The 17,318-nt window shown below is 67.1% G+C and carries 19 protein-coding genes; 10 read left to right on the top strand and 9 right to left on the bottom strand.

Going from position 1 to position 17,318, the window contains the following annotated elements:
• Positions 1 to 3 precede the first annotated feature (3 nt).
• The 6 genes from C7453_RS06495 to C7453_RS06470 all read right to left on the bottom strand — a co-directional run bounded on the left by C7453_RS06495 (position 4) and on the right by C7453_RS06470 (position 5,800).
• Positions 4 to 1,110 carry a glycosyltransferase family 4 protein gene (locus C7453_RS06495; RefSeq protein ID WP_114726744.1) on the bottom strand — a complete coding sequence of 369 codons (1,107 nt, stop codon included), beginning with the start codon at positions 1,108 to 1,110 and terminating at the stop codon, positions 4 to 6.
• A gap of 10 nt (positions 1,111 to 1,120) precedes the next feature.
• Positions 1,121 to 1,789 (bottom strand): glutathione S-transferase family protein, encoded by a 669-nt coding sequence (locus C7453_RS06490; protein ID WP_114726743.1) that lies wholly within the window; start codon positions 1,787 to 1,789, stop codon positions 1,121 to 1,123.
• Positions 1,790 to 1,899: 110 nt separating this feature from the next.
• The gene (gene mnmA / locus C7453_RS06485) at positions 1,900 to 3,012 is read right to left on the bottom strand and encodes a tRNA 2-thiouridine(34) synthase MnmA (RefSeq protein WP_114726742.1); all 1,113 of its coding nucleotides are present in this window, start codon (positions 3,010 to 3,012) and stop codon (positions 1,900 to 1,902) included.
• 102 nt (positions 3,013 to 3,114) lie between these two features.
• The gene (locus C7453_RS06480) at positions 3,115 to 3,429 is read right to left on the bottom strand and encodes a ferredoxin family 2Fe-2S iron-sulfur cluster binding protein (RefSeq protein ID WP_114726741.1); all 315 of its coding nucleotides are present in this window, start codon (positions 3,427 to 3,429) and stop codon (positions 3,115 to 3,117) included.
• Positions 3,417 to 4,658, bottom strand: a complete 1,242-nt coding sequence (locus C7453_RS06475; RefSeq protein WP_114726740.1) for a cysteine desulfurase family protein — start codon at positions 4,656 to 4,658, stop codon at positions 3,417 to 3,419. Before C7453_RS06475 ends, C7453_RS06480 begins: the two co-directional genes overlap by 13 nt.
• Positions 4,655 to 5,800, bottom strand: coding sequence for a cysteine desulfurase family protein (locus C7453_RS06470; protein WP_114726739.1), 1,146 nt, complete (start codon positions 5,798 to 5,800; stop codon positions 4,655 to 4,657). The genes C7453_RS06475 and C7453_RS06470 overlap by 4 nt, the downstream gene beginning before the upstream one ends.
• A 610-nt stretch (positions 5,801 to 6,410) precedes the next feature.
• Here C7453_RS06470 and C7453_RS06465 point away from each other — a divergent pair.
• The 3 genes from C7453_RS06465 (at position 6,411) to C7453_RS06455 (ending at position 9,058) form a co-directional block, all read left to right on the top strand.
• Positions 6,411 to 7,076 (top strand): alpha/beta hydrolase, encoded by a 666-nt coding sequence (locus C7453_RS06465; RefSeq protein WP_114726738.1) that lies wholly within the window; start codon positions 6,411 to 6,413, stop codon positions 7,074 to 7,076.
• 342 nt (positions 7,077 to 7,418) lie between these two features.
• Positions 7,419 to 8,660, top strand: coding sequence for a tyrosine--tRNA ligase (gene tyrS, locus C7453_RS06460; RefSeq protein ID WP_114726737.1), 1,242 nt, complete (start codon positions 7,419 to 7,421; stop codon positions 8,658 to 8,660).
• Positions 8,660 to 9,058: a DUF4186 domain-containing protein gene (locus tag C7453_RS06455; protein ID WP_114726736.1), complete on the top strand. Its 399-nt coding sequence runs from the start codon at positions 8,660 to 8,662 to the stop codon at positions 9,056 to 9,058. The genes tyrS and C7453_RS06455 overlap by 1 nt, the downstream gene beginning before the upstream one ends.
• Here C7453_RS06455 and C7453_RS06450 read toward each other — a convergent pair.
• Positions 9,024 to 9,389: a Rieske (2Fe-2S) protein gene (locus C7453_RS06450; protein ID WP_245948886.1), complete on the bottom strand. Its 366-nt coding sequence runs from the start codon at positions 9,387 to 9,389 to the stop codon at positions 9,024 to 9,026. The genes C7453_RS06455 and C7453_RS06450 overlap by 35 nt on opposite strands.
• A gap of 98 nt (positions 9,390 to 9,487) precedes the next feature.
• On the opposite strand from C7453_RS06450, the gene C7453_RS06445 reads away from it, so the two are divergent.
• The 3 genes from C7453_RS06445 (at position 9,488) to C7453_RS06435 (ending at position 12,101) form a co-directional block, all read left to right on the top strand.
• Positions 9,488 to 10,750, top strand: a complete 1,263-nt coding sequence (locus C7453_RS06445) for an aminopeptidase (RefSeq protein ID WP_114726735.1) — start codon at positions 9,488 to 9,490, stop codon at positions 10,748 to 10,750.
• On the top strand, positions 10,747 to 11,238 hold the full coding sequence (locus tag C7453_RS06440) for a hypothetical protein (protein WP_114726734.1): 492 nt from the start codon (positions 10,747 to 10,749) through the stop codon (positions 11,236 to 11,238). The genes C7453_RS06445 and C7453_RS06440 overlap by 4 nt, the downstream gene beginning before the upstream one ends.
• 299 nt (positions 11,239 to 11,537) lie before the next feature.
• Positions 11,538 to 12,101 (top strand): hypothetical protein, encoded by a 564-nt coding sequence (locus tag C7453_RS06435; RefSeq protein ID WP_141288802.1) that lies wholly within the window; start codon positions 11,538 to 11,540, stop codon positions 12,099 to 12,101.
• 228 nt (positions 12,102 to 12,329) lie between these two features.
• Here the strand turns inward: C7453_RS06435 and bfr are convergent, their stop codons facing one another.
• Positions 12,330 to 12,818 carry a bacterioferritin gene (gene bfr / locus C7453_RS06430; RefSeq protein WP_114726732.1) on the bottom strand — a complete coding sequence of 163 codons (489 nt, stop codon included), beginning with the start codon at positions 12,816 to 12,818 and terminating at the stop codon, positions 12,330 to 12,332.
• 268 nt (positions 12,819 to 13,086) lie between these two features.
• On the opposite strand from bfr, the gene C7453_RS06425 reads away from it, so the two are divergent.
• The 4 genes from C7453_RS06425 to C7453_RS06410 are packed head-to-tail and all read left to right on the top strand — an operon-like array spanning position 13,087 to position 16,190.
• Positions 13,087 to 14,019: a heme/hemin ABC transporter substrate-binding protein gene (locus C7453_RS06425; protein WP_245948884.1), complete on the top strand. Its 933-nt coding sequence runs from the start codon at positions 13,087 to 13,089 to the stop codon at positions 14,017 to 14,019.
• The gene (locus C7453_RS06420; protein ID WP_114726730.1) at positions 14,016 to 15,044 is read left to right on the top strand and encodes a FecCD family ABC transporter permease; all 1,029 of its coding nucleotides are present in this window, start codon (positions 14,016 to 14,018) and stop codon (positions 15,042 to 15,044) included. Before C7453_RS06425 ends, C7453_RS06420 begins: the two co-directional genes overlap by 4 nt.
• Positions 15,022 to 15,891 (top strand): heme ABC transporter ATP-binding protein, encoded by an 870-nt coding sequence (locus C7453_RS06415; RefSeq protein WP_245948882.1) that lies wholly within the window; start codon positions 15,022 to 15,024, stop codon positions 15,889 to 15,891. Before C7453_RS06420 ends, C7453_RS06415 begins: the two co-directional genes overlap by 23 nt.
• Complete coding sequence (locus C7453_RS06410; protein WP_114726728.1) at positions 15,876 to 16,190, top strand: antibiotic biosynthesis monooxygenase family protein; 315 nt, start codon at positions 15,876 to 15,878, stop codon at positions 16,188 to 16,190. Before C7453_RS06415 ends, C7453_RS06410 begins: the two co-directional genes overlap by 16 nt.
• A gap of 82 nt (positions 16,191 to 16,272) precedes the next feature.
• Here the strand turns inward: C7453_RS06410 and C7453_RS06405 are convergent, their stop codons facing one another.
• Entirely contained in the window at positions 16,273 to 17,223 is a 951-nt protein-coding gene (locus tag C7453_RS06405) for an ion channel (RefSeq protein ID WP_114726727.1), read from the bottom strand.
• Positions 17,224 to 17,318 lie beyond the last annotated feature (95 nt).

The following is a 17,318-nucleotide window of genomic DNA, read 5'->3' as shown; positions in this document are numbered from 1 at the left end:
CGGTCACAAACCATCCGGCAGTCGCCCTGCGACAGCAGCCCGACGCAGAGCGCCCAGCCTCTCACGCGCCGCCACGCAGTCGAACAGCGCCGCCCGCGCCCGCCCACGCACCGAGAGCGCGGCCCGCCGCTCGGGTGAGGCTGCCAGATCGTCGATCGCCGCCGCCAACCCGGCCACGGGGTCCGGCGGTGCCAGAATCGCCGCATCGCCCACCAGATCCGGCAACCCGCCGACCGGCGAGGCGACCAGCGCGGCTCCACAGGCCATCGCCTCCAGGGCCGTCAGGCCGAATGGCTCGGCCCAGCGGCTGGGCACCACGACGATCGCGGCCCGCACCATCTCTTCCAGCACCTGCCCATGCGGCAGATACCCTGTCATCTCGACTCCGGCCGCTTGTGCGGCAGGGCGCAGCGTCCGCAGAAACGATGTCTCGGGCGAATCTTCGCCGAACCGATCGGCCCCGATCATGCGTGCCCGCCACCCCGGCAGATGCGGCAGCACCTCCCCACAGGCGGCGACGAACGCATCCGCCCCCTTGTCCGCCACCATCCGTCCGGCAAATAGAATCGTCGGCTCGCGCGCTGCCGCCGGCAGTGGCGGCGGCAGGGAAGCCATGTCTATGCAGTTCGGCATCACCGTCACCGCGACATCGGACAGCCCCTCGGCAAAGCATTGGCGCACCCAGTCCGACACCACGATGACCCGCATGCGCCGTGCCAGCGTGGCCCGCTGTGCGGGAGACATCGCCCCCCGCATCCCGCGCGGATCGTTATGAAGGGTCAACGTCATGGGCAGGTCGGGGAAGCAGCCTGCCAATGACAGGGCGATATCGGGCCGATTGTGGATTTCGACCAGCGCCGGCCTGACCTGACGCACGATCCGTGCCACGCCGGCCGAATAACGCCCTACCGTGCTGCGGGGCCAGACGATCCATGGCACGCGATGTACCGCCAGAAACACTACGTCGGCAAAAGGCTGTTCGACAGGCGATCCGACCACGATATCGCCGGGCGCGGCGAGCCTATGCACCAGCAGGCTGATCGCGCCTGCGTGCCCAGGCGCGAACCGCTCGCGCGGCGGCAGGACGGTCAGGACTGGTGCGCTCTGCATCACCGACCGTTCAGGCCAGGGTCTCGAACCGTTCGAGATGCCACGCTTCCGGCTCGCGGGCCGCATCGTCATACCAGCGCGCCATCAGCGGGTGCGCCCGCAGCAGGGCCGCGTAATCGGCCGCCACCGTCGACAGTTGCACACCATAGCCCAGGAAGCGGGCGATCACCGGCGCGAACATCGCATCAGCCACCGTCAGGTCGGCTCCGAACAGATACGGGCCGCCCTGCCCGAACGCGGCGCGGGTACCCGACAGCAGGGCGTCGATCCGCGCGATATCGGCTTGCACATCATCAGCCAGCCCACCCGCCAGCGGTCGGCCATGGCGGCCCAGATTCATCGGCAGGGCCATGCGCAGCGGCCGGAAGCCGGCATGCATTTCGGCGGCGATGCTGCGCGCATGCGCCCGCGCCAGCCGGTCCGACGGCCACAGGGCAGGCGTGATCTCGGCGCAATATTCGCCGATCGCCAGGCTTTCCCACACACGGGCACCGCGATGCTCCAGATAGGGCACCATGCCGTTGGGCGAGACCGCCTTGATCGCGGTCGTCCCGCCACCGCCGGCAAGCGGAATCACCACGTCCTCGACATCCAGCCCCGCCAGATGCACGACCAGCCAGCCACGGAGCGACCAGGAAGAATAGCGCCTGGTGCCGATATAGAGTTTGCCGTCCGCCATGGTGGGTGCCCTTCGCGAGAGTTCTTGTTCTTTTTTGAAAAAAAGAACCAAAAAACTTCTGATCCGTTCAGGGTGCCTTTTGCTGGAGACGCCCGAGGCTCTTTAACGGATCAAAGTCTTTTTGCTTCTTTTTCTTCAGAAAAAGAAGCTACTGTCGGCTCCCGCCGCCGGATGAACCCGCCACCCAGCACCCGGCTGCCATCATACAGCACGCAGGCCTGCCCCGGTGCGGGCATCGCCGGCTCGTCCAGCGTCACGAGGGCACCATCCGCCGTCCGTCGCACGGTCGCCGCCCGTACCTCTTCGCGCGCACGGATCTGCACCATGCAGCGCAGGTCCTCTTCAGGCGGCGGGATCAGCCAGTTCATGTTCCGTAGCGAGACCTCATGCACCGCGCCGCGCGCACGCGGGCCGATCACCACCCGGCGCGCCGCCGGCTCGATCCCGACCACCATCTGCCGCTCGCCGTCGCGCATCGCGGCATTGCCCAACCGGCGGCTCTGCCCGACCGTAAAGCGGGTCACGCCATCATGCTGGCCCACCACCCGACCGGTTTCGTCCACGATCTCGCCGCTGCCCGCCATCTCGGGACGCAGCTTTTCGACCACTTCCGCATACGAACCATCGGAGACGAAACACAGATCCTGGCTGTCGGGTTTGGCGGCGACCTCCAGCCCGAAGCGTTCGGCCTCGGCCCGCACGGCGGCCTTGTCCGGCATGTCGCCCAACGGGAAACGCAGGAAATCGAGTTGCTCGCGCGTGGTCGCGAACAGAAACCACGACTGGTCGCGGGACGTATCGACCGGGCGATGCAGTTCCGGCCCTGCCGCGCCTTCGATGCGGCGGACATAATGGCCGGTCGCCATCGCATCCACGCCCAGATCGCGCGCCATGCCCAGCAGGTCGGTAAACTTCACGCCCTGATTGCAGGCCACGCAGGGCACCGGTGTCTCGCCACCGGCATAGGCGCTGGCAAACGTCTCGATCACGCTCTCGCGGAACCTGCTTTCGGCATCGATGACATAGTGAGGAATGCCCAGCCGGTCGGCCACACGACGCGCGTCATGGATATCGCGCCCCGCGCAGCACGCACCCTTGCGTGCGCTGGCCCGCGAATCATAGAGCTGCAACGTGGCGCCTACGACCTCGTGGCCCTCGGCCACCAGGCGCGCGGCAACCACGCTGCTGTCCACGCCGCCCGACATAGCGACCATGATCCGCATCAATCATACCCCCTTGGTATCAAATGTCGGCCCGGAAACATGGGCTGGTGAGCGAGAGTGCCGCGCAAGCGGCACGGCCGTCGTACGTTTCCGGGCCGGCACTCAGGCCGTACGAGGCAAGCGCACGACCAGCCCGTCCAGGGCATCGGTCATCACGATCTGGCAGCCCAGGCGGGACGTCTTTTCCAGCCCGAAGGCCAGGTCCAGCATGTCTTCCTCATCCTCGGTCGGCTCGGACAGTTTCGGGGCCCATTCCGGGTCCACCACCACGTGGCAGGTGGCGCAGGCCAGCGAACCCTCGCACGCGCCTTCCAGATCGACCCCGTGCTTGTGGGCGATCTCCAGAACCGACAAGCCGACCGGTGCGTCGACCTCGCGACGGGTTCCGTCATGCTCGATGAAAATCATATGCGGCATTCTGCTATCCTGGCCGTGTCGTCATCAGTGGGGTGAAGGGCGGCGCCCCCTGCCGCGCGCGCATCTGCCACCGCCCGGCACAGGATCGCCGCCGCGCGATCCATATCGGCGGCTGAGGTATAGCGTCCCACCGCCAGACGCAAGCTTCGCGCGGCCGCGTCGGCATCCAGCCCCATCGCCGTCAGCACATAGGACGGCACGAGTTCGGCCGAAGAACAGGCCGATCCGGTAGAGACGCACAGGTCTGGCGCCCGCGCGATCACATCCAGCGCCCGCACGTCGGGGAACCGCAGGTTGAGGTTGGCCGGCAGCCGATGAGCCATGGAGCCATTGACCACCACCCCTGGAATGGCCGCCTGCAAACGGTCTAGCAAACCGTCGCGCAGCCCTGCCATCCGTCGTGCCTCTTCCACCCGCACCGCACGCGCGATGCGACTGGCCACGCCGAACCCGACCAGAAGCGGTGTGGCCAGCGTGCCCGAGCGCAGCCCCCGCTCCTGCCCGCCGCCGGAGAACAGCGGCGCCAGCCGCACGCGCGGCCGCCGGCGGACATACAGCGCCCCCACGCCCTTGGGCCCATAAAGTTTATGGGCGGAAACCGATGCGAGATCGAGGTCCATCGCCCGTACATCCAGCGGCACCTTGCCCGCTGCCTGCGCCACGTCGCTATGCAGCAATGCGCCCGCCGCGCGCACCTCCGGTGCCAGTGCGGCCATGTCGTGCAGCACGCCGGTCTCGTTATTCGCCGCCATGATGCTGACCAGCAGTGTCGGCATCGCCAGCGCCGCGCGCAGCACCGCCGGGTCCAGCCGTCCATCCGCCCCTACCGGCAGGATCACCGGCTCGAACCCTTCCGCCGCCAGGTCGCGCACCGATTCCAGCACGCATTTATGCTCGGTCGCCACGGTGATGACGCGCCGCCGCGCATCGCCCCGCGCCGCCAGATGGCGCACCGCGCCCTTGATGGCGATGTTGTTGGCCTCAGTGGCGCCGGAAGTGAACACGATCTCGCGCTCATCCGCCCCCAGCAGCGCCGCAACCTCGCCCCGCGCAGCTTCCACCGCGTCGCGCGCCTGCCGGCCCATCGCGTGATCCACGCTGTGCGGGTTGCCAAACGCCTCGGCAAACCAGGGCATCATCGCCGCCACGACCTCCGGATCGCAGGGCGTGGTGGCCTGATAGTCCAGATAGAGCGGACTTCTGTCCGCGTCGGAAATGTCCGGTATCATGCTCCCGTCTCCTCCAGCGTCACACGGCGTGCGGGTAGTCGGGCCGCCATCGCGCGATAGGCGTCGATAAAGCGCGTCACATCTTCCTCCCGCGTCGTCCAGGGCAGCGAAACCCGGATCGCCTCGCCTGCCAGCGGGCCCAGCCCCATTGCCTCCAGCACATGCGAGCGCGCGACCTTACCCGAAGAACAGGCCGACCCGGCCGATACTCCGAACCCGGCGAGATCCAGCGCAATCAGTTGCGTCTGCGCGGCACGCCCCGGCAACGCCAGAGAGAGGGTGTTGGGCAGGCGCGGTGCCGCCGCCCCGCAGGCCACGGCCCCCACGGCCACCGCCGCCGCCTCGATGGCATCGCGCCAGCCCGCCATTTCGGAGGCAGCGTTTCCAGCCGCCAGAGCCCCGACGGCTTCCGCTGCCGCCTCGGCCATCGCGGCGATCGCCGGCAGGGCGGGAGTGCCGCCGCGCCGCCCCATCTCCTGCCCGCCGCCTGCCATCACCGGCGTCAGCGTGCGCGTTGCCTCGCCGGCCAGCAGCAGCGCCCCGGCCCCCTTCACCCCGCCGAATTTGTGCCCCGATATCGCCAGGCTGTCGGCACCCAACGCGCGCAGATCCACCGCAATCCGCCCCGCTGCCTGCACCGCATCGACATGCAGTAGCGCGCCGTGACTGCGGCAGAGGCGCGCCGCCTCGGCGACCGGCTGGATGGTGCCGACCTCGTTATTGGCCAGCATCAGGCACACCAGCGCCGGGCGGGCATCCGGCTCGGCCAGCATCCGCCCCAGCACATCCAGGAGGACCACGCCGTTACCGTCCACAGGAATGCTTTCCGCGACCGCCGCCGCGCGCACCGCATCATGTTCCACGGCCGAGGCCAGCACCCGACGCCCGCCCCCGAGAGCTGCCACCGCCAGCAGGTTGGCCTCGGTGCCGCCGGAGGTCATGACGCAATTCTCCGCCCGTGCGCCGAACAGGGCAGCCAGCCGCTCCCGCGCCGATTCGAGCACGGCGCGCGCCTGTCGCCCCGCCCGGTGCACCGACGATGGATTGCCAGTCACGGCCCCCGCCCGGGCCAGGGCTTCCAGCGCCGCCGGCCGCGCCGGTTCCGAGGCGTTGGCATCGAAATAAATCCAGTCCTGCTCCATGCCATTCTCCCCTGTCCCAGTGCCAGCCTGTTCAGCGTGACGGCACGCTGCGGGCCGTGCCGGCCAGTGTAAATACGAATTATCTGGCAATTGGCGATTCCGGATCGCTATATACATCCCCATAGCAAGGCGGTCGGTCCATGAACCGCCGAAAGCGCGATGAGTATTGTCAATGCCGGGCGGAACAGCGTCGTCCGCACGGATGTTCATGGACGGTGGCTACCGCCCTGATGCAATGAAGGGATACTGGACTATGGCCACACCCCGCAGGAAGTCAACCGGCCTGCCGCAAGCGGCCTTCCCAGGGGTTCCATGACTGCCTGAAATGCAATCCACGCCTGACGAACCGGCATTTCGCGCCGCCTTCGCGTTGCGCCACTTTAACGAGGATGCAATGTCGGCCTGCCCCCATCCCATTCGGATCGGCGCTGTCGGTATGACCAGACGTCAAGCGTGATCGCAAGGGCTACATGCCCATCTGTCGAGGGCGGATTGTAAGCCGCCTTTTCATATCCGCCGGCAGGCGACGGGGCATCGTCGTCGACCGGCCGCCACAGTAACGATCCCGACGCCATGCCAGGGGGCGCGGGAAGCATATTGCGGGATACGAATGCCTGAGGTCATGTTCGCCGGCCCCGACGGCCGCCTTGAGGGACGTTATCACCATTCAAGCGAGCCCAATGCGCCGCTCGCTCTGGTCCTTCATCCTCACCCGCTTCATGGCGGCACCATGAACAATCGCATCACCTATGCGATGTATCGCTCGTTCGAGAAGATGGGTTTCTCGGTCATGCGATATAATTCGCGTGGGGTCGGCCGTTCGCAGGGCCGCTACGATGGCGGCATCGGTGAAATCTCCGACGCCGCGGCGGCGCTGGACTGGATGCAGATGGTCAACCCGAATGCCGGCGGGCTGTGGATCGCCGGCTATTCGTTCGGTGCCTTCGTCGGCATGCAGCTTCTGATGCGCCGGCCGGAAATCACCGGATGGATCAGCGTCGCGCCGCCGGCCAATCACTACGATTTCGGCTTTCTGGCTCCCTGCCCCTGCGGCGGGCTGATGATTGCCGGCGAGGCGGACGAACTGGTTCCCGAACCCGCGATCCGCAAGCTGGTCGACAAGCTGAACACCCAGAAGGGCGTCTCGGTGGATTATCGCATCTTTGCCGGTGCCGACCACGTCTTCGCCAACCATGCAGACCAGGTGGCCGAAGCCCTGGAAGACCACGTCAGCACCATCATGGCGCGCGGCGCGCTGGCCCTGGCCGCCGACTGACCCCCTGTTGCCGTGCCCGCCGGGCCTCCTTCCGGCGACACGGCAATCGACGGCGCTCCATCCCCGCCCCGGCCTCAGACGCTACCTGGAAATGTTGGCCGGTGGGCGGCTGCGGCCCGGCAGGGCCGCGCTCGTCGTGTGCTCCCAGGCACCGAAGCGGAGCGGCCTTGATGGCCGTGGGCATCGGAGTGCACGAAATGCGCGTCGGATCGCCGCAGCGCGCATTTCCAGACAGGTTCGTCTCTGGGTTCATGTCTCGGGGCCGGCATGCTAGAGGATCGCCGCCCCTGTCCGGCGTCTTTCATCCGGCCGGGCCGCACATGAGACCAGAGTGAGCCGACCATGCCGAAAAGCGAATTCCTCCAGGAAGCCGAGGCCCGCGGCTTCATCTTCCAGTGCACCGACATGGAGGCCCTGGACGCCGCCCTGACGGCCGGCCCGGTGGCCGGCTATATCGGCTTCGACCCCACGGCCGACAGCCTGCATGTCGGCAGCCTGATCCAGATCATGATGCTGCGCCTGATGCAGAAGCACGGCCACCGGCCGGTCGCGCTGATGGGTGGCGGCACGGCGCGGATCGGCGACCCCTCGTTCCGCGAGGAAGCCCGCCAGTTGATGACCGACGAGACGATCGCCGCCAATCTGCGCGGGATCGAAGGCTGTCTGCGCCAGTTCCTGACATTCGAGGGGGAGACCGGCGCCCGGCTGGCGAACAATGCCGACTGGCTGGACCGGCTGTCCTACATCGACCTGCTGCGCGATGTCGGCGTGCATTTCTCGGTCAACCGCATGCTGGCCTTCGATTCGGTGCGTTCGCGCCTGGAGCGCGAACAGGGGCTGACCTTCCTGGAGTTCAACTATTCCATTCTCCAGTCCTACGATTTCCGCGAACTGAACCGCACGATGGGCGTGACCCTGCAAATGGGCGGGTCGGACCAGTGGGGGAACATCGTCTCGGGCATCGACCTGGTACGCCGCACCGACCAGAAGCAGGTCTTCGGCCTGACGACGCCGCTGCTCACCACCGCTTCTGGCGCCAAGATGGGCAAATCGGCGCGCGGCGCGGTGTGGCTGTCGGCAGAGCGGCTGCCGGTGTTCGAATACTGGCAGTTCTGGCGCAATGTGGAGGATGCCGATGTCGGCCGCTTCCTGCGCCTGTTCACCGACCTGCCGCTGGACGAGTGCGACCGCCTGGCCGCGCTGGACGGTGCGGAGATCAACGAGGCCAAGAAGATCCTTGCCACCGAGGTGACTGCCCTCTGCCACGGCCGCGCCGCGGCCGAGGAAGCCGCCGAGACCGCGCGCCGCACCTTCGAGGCCGGAGAATCCCCCGCTGCCCTGCCCGCGACGACGATTCCGGCCGACCTGCTGAACGCGGGCATCCCCGCCTTCCGCCTGTTCGCCGAAAGCGGCATGGCCGCCAGCAATGGCGAGGCACGGCGCCTGATCCGTGGCGGCGGCGCCCGGATCAACGACGTGGCGGTGAAGGACGAATCCCTCACGGTCACCCCGGCAGACCTGGTGGACGGCGCGATCAAGCTGTCCTCCGGACGCAAGCACCACCTGCTGGTGCGGCCGGCCTGATGACCCGGCCGGGGGACGGGGGACCCGACGACGGCACCCCGCCCCCGCCGATCCCTGACGCGCTGTGGCAGGCCCTGGCCCGCTCGGCCTTCCGCGCGCGCTTTCATCTGGACGCGAAAGACCGTGCCTATCTGGAAGACAGGGGCCTGCCGACGATTATGGAGCACGCAGCGGATTTTATCGCCCGCCGCCTTGCCCCCGCCAGACCGGCGCGTGACGGCCGGCAGACGCCGTGGCGCGGCCACCCGGTGTTCGTCGCCCAGCATGCCACCGCCACCTGCTGTCGTGGCTGCCTGGAGAAATGGCACGGGTTCGCCAAGGGGCAGCCGCTGGATCCGACCGGCCGCGCCTACGTCCTGACGGTCATCCGGACGTGGCTGGAGCGGGAACGTCCCTGACCCAGATCGCGCCGTCCTGCGCGCGAGCAGAAAAGCGCGCCACCGCGCATTGCGGGTCGGCCACGCCATCGGGGCCGACATAATGGCCCGATTCGTCGAAGGACCAGAGGTGGAACGGGCAGATCAGGCGCCCATCCTCGATATATCCCGCCGAGAGCCGGGCATCACGATGCGGACAGCGGTCGGCGAATACGTGCGGCGTGCCGTCCGTCGCAAGCCACGCGACCAGCCCCGTCCCGTCCAGCACCACGCGATGCGGCGCCGCCCGCGCAGCCTCGGTGTCACACAGCCTTACCCAGTCATCCATGCTTCGGCCGCAATGCTCGTCCATCTGTGTCCCGCTCCGATCCTTCCGGGGCGGTTGCCTATCCGGTCCGGAGCGATCAGGCTAGGGTCAGCGCATCAACGTGAGCAGGATATCCGCTTTCAATGACATCCTCATCGTCCCCTGACGGGTTGTCCCATGACAGGCTTCTGGACCGCCTGGGCGAAGTCGCGGTCCGGACCGGACTGAACGTCGCGCCGGGCCAGCAGGTGCTGATCACGGCACCGCTGGACGCCGTGCCGCTGGTGCGGAAAATTGCCGAACATGCCTATCGGGCCGGTGCGTCGCTGGTGACCCCCTTTTATGCCGACGACGCGGTGACCCTGGCACGCTTCCATTACGCACCCGACGATGCGTTCGACATCGCGCCGAACTGGCTGCATGACGGCATGGCGAATGCCTACCGCGCGGGCGCGGCCCGCATGGCCATCACCGGCGGCAACCCCGTGCTTCTGAGCCAGGAAGACCCCGACCGCGTAGCCCGCGCCGGCAAGGCCGCGTCGCTGGCCGGCCGCCCGGCGATGGAACTGATCACCAGCTTCGCCGTGAACTGGAACATCGTTGCCTGCGCCACACCCGCCTGGGCGGAGCAGGTCTTCCCCGACGAATCCCCCGAGCGGGCGCTGGCGCTGCTGTGGGATGCGATCTTCCAGGCCTCGCGCGTTACGGTAGACGACCCGGTGGCGGCCTGGGCCGCCCACAACGAAACCCTGCACCGGCGCGCCGACTGGCTGAACGACCGGCGTTTCGCGGCGCTGCACTTCACCGGCCCCGGCACCGACCTCACGGTCGGCCTGGCGGACGGCCATGCCTGGGCCGGCGGCTCGGAGCCCGCACGCAACGGCATCGTGTGCAACCCCAACATCCCGACCGAGGAAGTCTTCACCACTCCGCACGCGCGGCGGGTCGAAGGCTTCGTCCGCGCCACCAAGCCGCTGTTCCATCAGGGAACGCTGATCGACGGCATCGCGGTACGCTTCGAGGGTGGGCGCATCACCGAGGCCCATGCGACGCAGGGCCAGGCGGTGCTGGAACGCATCCTGGCTACCGACGACGGTGCCAGGCGCCTGGGCGAGGTCGCTCTGGTGCCGCATTCCTCTCCGATTTCGCAGAGCGGCGTGCTGTTCCGCAACACGCTGTTCGACGAAAATGCCTCCAGCCATATCGCGCTGGGACAGGCCTACACGAAATGCATGGTGGAAACCGAAGGCCAGACGCCGGAGCAGCTTGAGGCCCGAGGTGCGAATACCAGCTTCATCCATATCGACTGGATGATCGGCTCGGCCGAAATCGACGTGACCGCCATCACCCAGGATGGCGTTCGCGAACCCCTGATGAAACATGGTGAATGGGTCAAGACGGTATGACAAAACGACTGACGATCCTGGCGGCCGCCCTGACCGCCGCCCTGCCCGTGGCGGCGCTGGCCCAGCAGCCCCAGCAGCAGCCCGTCCAGCAGGCACGCCAGCCTTCGGCCGCTGAAATCGCGGCCTTCAAGCGCGACATGCAGACGGCCGCGCAATATCCGCTGCCGGCCGACTTCCTGCCGCGCATGACGGCGACCCTGAACGCCATCAGGGCCGCCAACATCAGCCCCCCGAATGCCCAGAACCTGTCGCTGGCGCAGACGATCGACCAGACCGCCGCCATACCGGGCCTGGCGCCGATCCTGTCGGCGCACGGCTTCACGGCTCGCGACTTCGTGCTCGGGCTCAGCTCATTCGGGCTGACCGAGTCCCTGATCCGCCAGCCGCCGCCGGCCGGCGCACAGGCGCCTACCCCCAACCCGGCCAATGTCGCCCTTCTGCGTGCCCACCAGCAGGATGTCGATGCCCTGGTCCAGGCGATGAATTAAACACTCCAAGGCTGGGCTGGACCGAATGGCACGCCCCGATTCCGGATGACGGAATCGGGGCGTGCTCGTTCACGCAAGCGTGATAGGCGTGCCCCATACCGCCCGGGAAAAGGCAACGCCACGCACATTTTCCGATGGAATTGATTTCTCTTCAAAAAATCACGGCTTTTAGGAAACCTGCCCCACCTCCGCGCGTCATGACGGCATGATGAACAGTGGGTTTTGTATTGCAATTGAGAGGCGTTCTCAGTTAAGGCCATGTTCACGCATGATGCGCAACGGCCGATCGGGAGTGTCCCATGACTGACGCAATGCCCCGCCTTCACGACCTGTCCCCCGGCGAAAGGCTGACGGTCCGGATCATCCGGCGCCTGTCCGCCCAATGGACAACCCGGCAGGCGAACAGACAAACCGCCCTGCCGCCCCCATCGCGCTCACGGGCCGCGCATGCCACCGTGACACACGCCTTTCATGATGCTTTTGGCCGCATGGCGCATTTATGCCTGCCCGGCCTGGCAGTTGGCGCGTCGGGTGCAACCCGACTTACGGCGACGGAGCAGAGCTTCCTGCACGCTACGGCAGCCGCCCAGCAGGGCCACACGCCGGAAGTCGGCGCGGCCCTGTATCGCGTCTTTTCCCGCCCCTCGGTCCATGCCCGGTTCGTGGCGGCGGTAAAGATGCTGGGGGAGTATCTCATGGCTGCCGGCTACTGGCTGCCTTATGCCAAGCCGCGTCTCCCGGCAGAGGAAAGGCTACTGCTTGGCGGTGCCTGCCTGCGGACCATGTCCCGCTGGCACGGGCTGGATATCAAGACCACCCGCGTCCTGTGGCCCCGCACAGCGCCGGAACACGTCGCGCCCTGAGCCTTCACAGCCGGAATGGAAATATGGGCGGACAAGCGGGACCGCCCCATTTTCAGGCAGCCACGCAGGCCCTGCCTGGAAATGTGGGCTGGTGAGCGGGAACGCCGCGAAGCGGCGCGCCCGTCGATGTTTCCGAGCACCGGAGCGTAGCGGCCTCAAGGGCCGTGAGCATCGGAGCGCAGGAAATGCGCGCCGGATCGTCACCAGCGCGCATTTACAGGCGGGGTCTCAGGCCTGGTCGGGAGCGGGGGCCGAGTTCAGCTGAATGTAGCGCTCGATCCCGACCAGCTTGATCAGGTCGAACTGACGGTCGAGGAAATCTTCATGCTCTTCCTCGTTATCGAGGATCTTCAGAAGAAGGTCGCGCGACACGTAATCGCGCACGCTCTCGCAATAGGCGATGCCCTCACGCAGGTCGTCGAGCGCCTTTTCCTCGAGCTTCAGATCGCATTCCAGGATCTCCTGGACGTTCTGGCCGATCAGGATGGTGTTCAGCCGCTGCACGTTCGGCAGGCCGCCGAGATAGAGAATGCGCTCGATCAGCCAGTCGGCATGACGCATCTCCTCGATTGATTCCTCGTATTCCTTCTTCCCCAGCAGGGTAACGCCCCAGTGGCGCAGCGTACGGGCATGCAGGAAATACTGGTTGATCGCCGTCAGCTCGTTGGTGAGCTGCGTGTTCAGGTGCTCGATAACCTTGGGGTCTTTGATGGCCATGTGCCGTCTCCGATGAATGGGGCAACGCTTCGACCCTCGACCTACACCCTGCCGCACCCCGATTGCAAACATAAAACGCATATATATCAGTATGATAATAGATATGATTATCACTCGCAGGCGATCAGCCCCCGCATTTGATGGCGTCAGAGGTCCGGAAGATCGCCCGATCGTCCGATACTTGTAATAATAATCATTCGCATATAACGTCGACGAATCGACATTCTGCGTGCCGGTACAACCGGTTCGCCGTTCTGGAGACGACACAGTGCGACAACCCCGCCTTCTCGACCGCAGACAGTTCCACCGCGCGGCGATCATGGCGATCGCAGGCACCTGTCCCCTCTCCGCCATGGCAGCAGGCATCGGCGACGCAGGCAGAATCACCGACTGCCGGGGCCGATCCGTCACAATCGGCCCGGCCCGGCGGATTGCCAGCATCGGCGGCACCATTACCGAAACCCTCTACGCGCTGGGTGCTGCGGATCGGATCGTCGCGGTGGACATCACGTCCACATGGCCGGCACAGGCCCTGCGCGAGAAGAAATCCCTCGGCTACATGCGCGCGATCTCCGCCGAGGGCGTGCTGTCCCTGCGCCCGGACCTGATCCTTGCGATGAACGACGCAGGCCCGCCAACGGCAATGGACCAACTCGTCGCTTCCCCGGTTCCCGTGGTGTTCGTGGAGTCCACGCCCTCCACGGATGCAATCCGGGACCGGACCCGCTTCCTGGCCCGCGTGGTCGGTGCCCAGGCGGCTGGCGAAGCGCTGAGCGCCGCGATCGATGCCCGCTTCAGTGCCCTTGCGACATGGCGGGCCGCCCATCCCCGCACGCCCCGCATCCTTTTCGTGATGCGGATGACCAACGGCCACCCGCTGGCCGCCGGCAGCGGAACGGCGGCGGACGCGGTGATCCGGCTGGCCGGTGCCACCAACGCCGGGGCAGGCATGCAGGGCTACAAGATCGTCGAGGATGAAGCCCTGCTGACCCTGCGGCCGGATATCGTACTGACGATGGCGCAGGATGCCGCCAGCCTGCGCGCCGCCCTGCTCGCCGATCCCGGCTTCCGCCTCACGCCGGCCGGCCAGAAGGGCGCCATCATCGCCATGGAGGGCGAGCGCCTGCTGGGCTTCGGCCCACGTACGCCCGATGCGGCGCTCGACCTGGCCCGGATGATCGACGCCGCGATGCCGGCATGATCATCCGCCGCCCCGGCTTCGGCTCCACGATGGCCGGCCTGTCGGTGCTGCTGCTGGCAACCGGCATCGCCGCTCTGGCCATCGGCGCGACCGGCTTCGGCCTCGGCGGGCTGCTGCATCCGGGCTCGGCAGGCCGCGACGACGTGGCGTGGCTGGTCCTCAGCCAGATCCGCGCCCCCCGGGTGGTGCTGGCGGCCCTGACCGGCGCGGCCCTTGCCACCTCCGGCGCCGTCATGCAGGGGCTGTTTCGCAATCCGCTGGCCGATCCGGGGTTGATTGGCGTCTCGTCCGGCGCGGCGCTGGGGGCCGCGATCGTCATCGTGGCCGGTGGCGCGTGGCTGGGCAGCGGCGCCATGGGGCGCTGGGCCGTGCCGGTGGGCGGCATGGCGGGCAGCCTTGCCAGTACGGCGCTGCTCTATCTGATCACGACCCGCGAGGGCGTGACCTCCACCAATCTGGTAATCCTCACCGGGGTTGCGCTCGGCGCCTTCGCCGCCGCGCTGACCGGCATCCTGATCTTCCGCGCCAACGACACGGCCCTGCGCGACCTGACATTCTGGACCATGGGCAGCCTTGCCGGCGCGACATGGACACGCATCGGCCTGCTGCTGCCCTTCCTGCTGGCGGCCACGATCCTCATGGCCGGCCTCGCCTCCCCCCTGAACGCTCTGCTGCTTGGCGAGACCGACGCGGCGCTGATGGGCTACCGCGTCGAACGGGCCAAGCGGCTGGCCATGCTCGGTGTTTCGGTTGCCACCGGCCCTGTCGTGGCCTTCGTCGGCGTCATCGGCTTTATCGGCGTGGTGGTGCCGCATCTGGTGCGGATGGTCACCGGGCCGGACCACCGGCTGGTCCTGCCCGGCAGCGCATTGCTGGGTGCCATTCTGCTGCTGACGGCCGATACGATCGCGCGGATCATCGCCATTCCGGCCGACGTACCGGTGGGCGTCGTCACGGCCGCCATCGGCGCCCCCCTCTTCGTCTGGCTGCTGATCCGCCTCCATGATGTCGATGTCCCGTCATGAGGGGGCAGCCATGACGCTGCGCCTCGACGCCGTGTCACTTCACGGCAGGGAGCGTCCCCTGCTCGATACCGTATCGCTGACGCTCCATCCGGGAGAGATCGTCGCCGTCATCGGGCCGAACGGCGCGGGGAAAAGCACGCTGCTGCGGCTGGCCAGCGGGCTGGCGGCCCCGACCTCGGGCACGGTCAGCCTGGACGGCACACCGATCGGCGACCTGCCGCCGGAACGACTGGCGGCAAGGCGGGCGATGCTCGGCCAGGATTCGGTGCTGCGCGCCCGCTTTTCGGTCGGCGAACTGGTGCGGCTGGGCATCCGGCCGCCATGCGCGCCCGCGCAGCGCGAGGCCATCGCCAGCGAAGCCCTGCGGCGCGTCGGGCTGGAGGCGTTCGCCGGGCGCGATGTCATGAGCCTGTCGGGCGGCGAACGCCAGCGGGCGCACCTCGCACGGGTGCTCGCCCAGCTCGCCCCGTCCATGCACGTGGGCCGGCCCGGCTTTCTGCTGCTCGACGAACCGATTTCGGCCCAGGACCTCGCCAGGCAGCGCCTGGTGATGGACATTGCGCGCGACCATGCCCGGCAAGGCGGCGGTTGCCTGATGGTACTGCACGACCTCAACTGGGCCGCCAGCCGCGCGGACCGCATCCTCGTGCTGAACCATGGCCGCACCTGCGCGGAAGGAGCGCCAGCCGAGGTCCTGACGCCGGACATGCTGGAGACGGCGTTCGACATTGCCGCCCCCCGCCTTCGCATCCATGTGGAAACCGGACGTCCGTTCGTCATTCCGCATGATTTCGCCCGGTTCCGGGCCACAACCGAAAGAAAGAGCGCATCATGTACATCGCCATGAACCGGTTCCGCGTCACCCCCGAATGCGAAGAGGCTTTCCAGCGCCGCTGGCTGGACCGCGACGTATTGCTCAAGACGGTTCCCGGCTTCGTCTCGTTCCAGTTCCTCAAGGGCCCGCGGCGCGATGACTACGTGCTCTACGCCTCCCATACCGTCTGGGAATCCTGCGACGCCTTCATCGCCTGGACGCAATCCGAACAGTTCCGTCAGGCCCACGCCACCGCCGGCGAAGGCAAGAAACTGACGATCGGGCCGCCGGTCTTCGAAGGGTTCGAAGTGCTGCAGAACGTCACGCTCTGATCTCTCGTGCCGGGCCGGCACGGGGTGCAAGTGGGGTGCCGGTCGTCATCATGATACATGGGACCGAAAGCCTCTCTGACCGTCACTCTCCCTCGGTCGCGTGGAAGCGGGCATAATCGACCGTGATCCGCCCATCGGCCGAGGCGTCGATGATATCGACGAAACGGTGGTTATACAGCACCCGGTCGAAACCGTAGGCCGTGCGGGCAAAGACGCTCTGCCCCGAGACCTCGTCGGTTCCGGTCACGGTCAGGACGATCTCCGCCTCCTCCTTGCGCAATGCCTCGATCGTCAGGCCGGATAGCGGGCTGTGCGCGTCGATGACATGCATCAGCGGAAAAGCGAAGCGCAGGACTGGAATATGCGACTGCACCAGCACCAGCGGATCGAACTGCCGGGCGAGGCGCCCGTTCGGCTGGACGATCAGGCGCGAGAGAAACAATTCCACATCGACGGACAGGATCGGGCTCAATCGCCGGTTGGCGATGCGCAGGCTCAGATGCGCCGTATCGCCATCCTTGCGAATCAGGGCGCTGTTGCTGAACATCAGCCGGGCCCGTGGGCGAGCGAACCGTGCAAAGACCAGCCCGGTCGCCACCGCATTCAGGATCATGCCCCCCAACAGTTCGCATGACGCGATGACATGCGCCGCCCGCCCTACCGGAGCCATCACGCCATAGCCGACGGTCGAAAAGGTCTGGATACTGAAGAAGAAATAATCCCAGAACACGCCAGGCTGCGTGCCGGTGATCTGCCGGGGCACCATCATGTAAAGCAGCGCGAACGCGGCGTTGACCACGACATAACCGGCCAGGGCATACCAGAAGAAACTGCTCCAGCGGATCGTCAGGGCATGATGATAGAAATCGGACCACGCCCTGTCGGCATGGCCCACCCGCACGATATTGTCATCGCTCCGCCCTTCCAGCGCACGATGAACCCGCAGGCGGGACAGGGCCTGCGGCACATGAGCCGCCAGAATTCTTTTCCCCGTTCTCTCCCGCTGTCCCGACGGCCCCGAAGCCCCGCCCATTGCCGCGAATCCTTCCCAGCATGAATGATTGCAGCGAGAATGGCGTCAAAATCGCGTACCGCGTAATGGCATGGATTGCGCAGGTCTCATGCGCA

The organism is Gluconacetobacter liquefaciens (assembly GCF_003350405.1).
GTDB classification, from domain to species: Bacteria; Pseudomonadota; Alphaproteobacteria; order Acetobacterales; family Acetobacteraceae; genus Gluconacetobacter; species Gluconacetobacter liquefaciens.
This window is presented reverse-complemented; position numbering and strand designations above follow the sequence as displayed.

Coding starts and splice junctions, on each gene's coding strand:
- C7453_RS06455 (WP_114726736.1), top strand. CDS start 8,660: ATGACCCGGCCGGGGGACGGGGGACCCGACGACGGCACCCCGCCCCCG.
- tyrS (WP_114726737.1), top strand. CDS start 7,419: ATGCCGAAAAGCGAATTCCTCCAGGAAGCCGAGGCCCGCGGCTTCATC.
- C7453_RS06495 (WP_114726744.1), bottom strand. CDS start 1,110: ATGCAGAGCGCACCAGTCCTGACCGTCCTGCCGCCGCGCGAGCGGTTC.
- C7453_RS06445 (WP_114726735.1), top strand. CDS start 9,488: ATGACATCCTCATCGTCCCCTGACGGGTTGTCCCATGACAGGCTTCTG.
- C7453_RS06450 (WP_245948886.1), bottom strand. CDS start 9,389: ATGGACGAGCATTGCGGCCGAAGCATGGATGACTGGGTAAGGCTGTGT.
- C7453_RS06470 (WP_114726739.1), bottom strand. CDS start 5,800: ATGGAGCAGGACTGGATTTATTTCGATGCCAACGCCTCGGAACCGGCG.
- C7453_RS06490 (WP_114726743.1), bottom strand. CDS start 1,789: ATGGCGGACGGCAAACTCTATATCGGCACCAGGCGCTATTCTTCCTGG.
- mnmA (WP_114726742.1), bottom strand. CDS start 3,012: ATGCGGATCATGGTCGCTATGTCGGGCGGCGTGGACAGCAGCGTGGTT.
- C7453_RS06440 (WP_114726734.1), top strand. CDS start 10,747: ATGACAAAACGACTGACGATCCTGGCGGCCGCCCTGACCGCCGCCCTG.
- C7453_RS06410 (WP_114726728.1), top strand. CDS start 15,876: ATGTACATCGCCATGAACCGGTTCCGCGTCACCCCCGAATGCGAAGAG.
- C7453_RS06420 (WP_114726730.1), top strand. CDS start 14,016: ATGATCATCCGCCGCCCCGGCTTCGGCTCCACGATGGCCGGCCTGTCG.
- C7453_RS06480 (WP_114726741.1), bottom strand. CDS start 3,429: ATGCCGCATATGATTTTCATCGAGCATGACGGAACCCGTCGCGAGGTC.
- C7453_RS06405 (WP_114726727.1), bottom strand. CDS start 17,223: ATGGGCGGGGCTTCGGGGCCGTCGGGACAGCGGGAGAGAACGGGGAAA.
- C7453_RS06435 (WP_141288802.1), top strand. CDS start 11,538: ATGACTGACGCAATGCCCCGCCTTCACGACCTGTCCCCCGGCGAAAGG.
- C7453_RS06415 (WP_245948882.1), top strand. CDS start 15,022: ATGATGTCGATGTCCCGTCATGAGGGGGCAGCCATGACGCTGCGCCTC.
- bfr (WP_114726732.1), bottom strand. CDS start 12,818: ATGGCCATCAAAGACCCCAAGGTTATCGAGCACCTGAACACGCAGCTC.
- C7453_RS06465 (WP_114726738.1), top strand. CDS start 6,411: ATGCCTGAGGTCATGTTCGCCGGCCCCGACGGCCGCCTTGAGGGACGT.
- C7453_RS06475 (WP_114726740.1), bottom strand. CDS start 4,658: ATGATACCGGACATTTCCGACGCGGACAGAAGTCCGCTCTATCTGGAC.